Raw genomic sequence first — 3,268 nt, forward strand, 5'->3', positions numbered from 1 at the left:
CATGTGGACGAACGCGGCCGGCACCATGTACTCCGGCAGCCGCTCGGCCAGGTGGGCGCGCAGCACCGCCGCGGCCGCACCGTCGCCCGTGTAGTAGGCCACCAGCCGCGGGTCGCCCACCTGCCCATCGCGCGCCACCACCACCGCCTCGCGCACCGCCGGGTGCTCGGCCAGCCGCGCCTCGATCTCGCCCAGCTCGATGCGGAACCCGCGCACCTTCACCTGCGAGTCGGCACGGCCCATGAACTCGATGGTCCCGTCCGGCAGCCACCGCCCCAGGTCGCCCGTGCGGTACAGCCGCGCGCCGGGCTGCGTGCCGAAGGGATCGGGGAGATAGCGCTCCGCCGTCTGCCCGGGGAGCCGCCGGTATCCGCGCGTGACTCCGGCGCCGCCCAGGTACAGCTCGCCCGTCACCCCCACCGGCACCGGTTCGCCGGCCCCGTCCAGCACGTAGATCTGGGCGTTGGCGATGGGGCGGCCCGGCGGCATGGAGCGGCTGGAGTAGCTCGACAGGTCTGCCCGCGCGTAGTGGTGCGCCGTGATCCCGGTGGCCTCGGTGGAGCCGTACGGGTTCAGGAACACCGGACGGGGCTCCGGCACCCGCGCCAGCTGCCGCGGATACAGCGGCTCCCCGCCGAAGACCACGATCCGCAGCCCGCCGATCGCCTTCCCCCCGTCCGCCTCGACCAGCGCCTGGAACCCCGTCGGCGTCAGGTTCATCATGGTGATGCCCGACGCCACGATCTGCGCCGTGATCCTCTGCGGCTCGAACGGCTTGCGCGCCAGGTGCACCCGGCCGCCCACGAACAGCGGAGCCATGAGGTTCCGCTGCGTCAGGTGGAAGCTGAAGGAGGTGACGACCAGCACCGCGTCGCGCTCCGTCATCGCGGTGGCGCCCAGGTACCAGTGCAGCAGGTTGGAGGCGCCCCCGTGCGTCATCATCACGCCCTTGGGCCGGCCCGTGGAGCCCGAGGTGTAGATCACGTACGTCAGGTGGTCCGGCGTCAGCGCCGCGCGCTCCGGGTTCGTGTCCGGCTGCCCCGCCCACCACGCCTCGTCGCCGTCGAGGGACAGCAGGGGCACGTCCAGCCCGGCCAGCCGTCCCGCGAGCGACCCCTGCGTCAGCATCACCACCGGGGCGCTGTCCTGCACCATGTCCAGCAGCCGCTCCCGCGGATAGGCGGGGTCCAAGGGCAGGTACGCGCCCCCCGCCTTCAGCACGCCGAACACGGCCACCACCAGCTCGGGCTCGCGCTCCACGCAGATCCCCACGCGCACGTCGGGGCCCACGCCCAAGGCGCGGAGGTGATGCGCCAGCCGGTTGGCGCGAGCGTTCAGCTCCGCGTACGTCAGCTCCCGGTCTTCGAAGACCACCGCCACCGCGTCGGGCGTGCGCGCGGCCTGCGCTTCGAAGAGCTCGTGGATGTACGAGTCGGCCGGGTACGGCGTCTCCGTGCGGTTCCACTCCTCGGTGACGAGCCTGCGCTCCTCGGCCGAGAGCAGCGGCAGCCGGTCCACCGGCCGGTTCTCATCCGCCGCCATCCCGGCCAGCATCCGGCGCAGGTATCCCGCGTAGCGCTCCACCGTCTCCGGGTCGAACAGCGACGTCGCGAACAGCACCTGGCCCGCGACGCTGCCCTCGTCTTCCCAGAGCTCGAGGGACAGGTCGAGCCCGTCCGGGGTGCGCGGCTCCACGCCCGCCGCGTCGCTCCACGGGGAGGGCAGCTCCGCGTTCCCAGGCGCATCCCGCCACGCGAACGCCGCGCGGAAGAGCGGCGTGGCCGAAGCGGCGCCGTCAAGCTGCACGAGCTCCACCACCCGCTCCCAGGGAAGGTCCTGGTTCCCGAGCGCCCCACGCACCCGCGCATCGACCCGCCCCAGCAGCTCCGCGCCCGTGGGCGAGCCCGACAGGTCCACCCGCACCGGCAGCGCGTTCTCGAAGCACCCGATCACCAGGTCCGTCTGCCCCGCCAGCCGTCCCAGCACCGCGGCCCACCCCGCCAGCAGGGTCGTGGAAACGTGCGCACCGTGGCGCTCTCCGAGCGTGCGTAGAGCAGCAGCCAGCGCCGCGTCCAGCTCCAGCCGGACGAAGGCCCGGGCGGGGTCCGGCTGCGCGGGGCGCGGGCGGTCCGCCGGCAGCTCCAGCGGCTCCGGGGCATCCGCCAGCGTCTCCCGCCAGTACTCCGCCTGCTGCCGCAGCAGCCCGCCCTCCATCACCGCCACGGGCAGCGAAGTGGAGGATGTACGACCAGCAAGCACGTCCATGGATCTGTATCCCTTCAGAAAATCTCGACCGGTACGTAAAACCGCGGGCCCCAGGTGCCCCGCAGTGTCCTTCGTCGTTCCATCTCACGTGGTTCGCGAGGGCGCCGGCGCCCCCGGGCCTCAGCCCCCGCCCGCGGCGGATGCGTGAACCGCGCGGGAGATTGCCGCCCCCAGCACCTCCACGTTCCCCTTGGACCACATGGTGTTGTGGTCACCCGGAACGCGCACCAGCTGGAACGGGCGGGCCCCCGGCAGGTCGTTCCAGCCGCGGCGGGGGTCGCCCGACGCCTCGGCGGCGTCGGTGCTGAAGATGTGGACGGAAGCCGGGAGCGGCCCGGGGACGATCTCCTCGTAGCTGCGCTCCAGGAGGTCCAGCCGGAGAGCCACCTGCTCGGCCCGCTCCACGGTGACCGATTCGGGAAGGAGCGCCCGCGCCTTGCACGCCGCGATGAAGCCCGCCATGTCCAGCCCCTCGCCATCCGCCCGAAGGGCCATGAGCGCCTCGGGGGTCGGCCGCATCTCGCCGGTGGCCCACGACAGCACCCCCAGCACCCGGTGCTGCCGCATCATCGGCGAGTCCGGCACCGGCATGGGGCCCGGGTAGATGGTGTCCAGCAGCCCCACGAACTCCACCGCCTGACCCGCTCCGACCAGCCGTTCCGCCACGGCGTAGGCATAGGCTCCGCCCGCGGACCACCCCGCCACGCGATACGGCCCCTCCGGCTGCACCTCGGTGATCATCCGCACCAGCCGGGTCACCAGGTCGTCCAGGGATTCGAGCTCGTCGGTGTCGTTGAGCGGGCCCGGCAGGGCGTAGACGGGGATCTCCGGGTCCAGGTGCGGGCGGAGGATCTGCCCGTAGAAGACGACCCCCAGCGCGTCGTGCGTCACGAACAGGGGGCGCTCGGAGCCGGTCTCCCGGATCGGGATGGCGTGGTTGGTGCCGAACCACTCGCCGTCGCCCTGCAGCCGCGCCGCGAGCTCGTAGAGCGTCGGGTGCGCG

Annotated in this window: 2 protein-coding genes; both read right to left on the minus strand. The window is 73.1% G+C overall.

Going from position 1 to position 3,268, the window contains the following annotated elements; genetic code table 11:
• The coding region (locus tag VIB55_RS17130; RefSeq protein ID WP_331877887.1) for an amino acid adenylation domain-containing protein at window positions 1–2,265 on the minus strand (2,265 nt) is incomplete at its 3' end.
• Window positions 2,266–2,385: 120 nt separating this feature from the next.
• Window positions 2,386–3,268: thioesterase domain-containing protein (locus VIB55_RS17135; RefSeq protein ID WP_331877888.1), on the minus strand; the 883-nt coding region annotated here is incomplete at its 5' end.

This window comes from Longimicrobium sp., assembly GCF_036554565.1.
Lineage (GTDB): Bacteria > Gemmatimonadota > Gemmatimonadetes > Longimicrobiales > Longimicrobiaceae > Longimicrobium.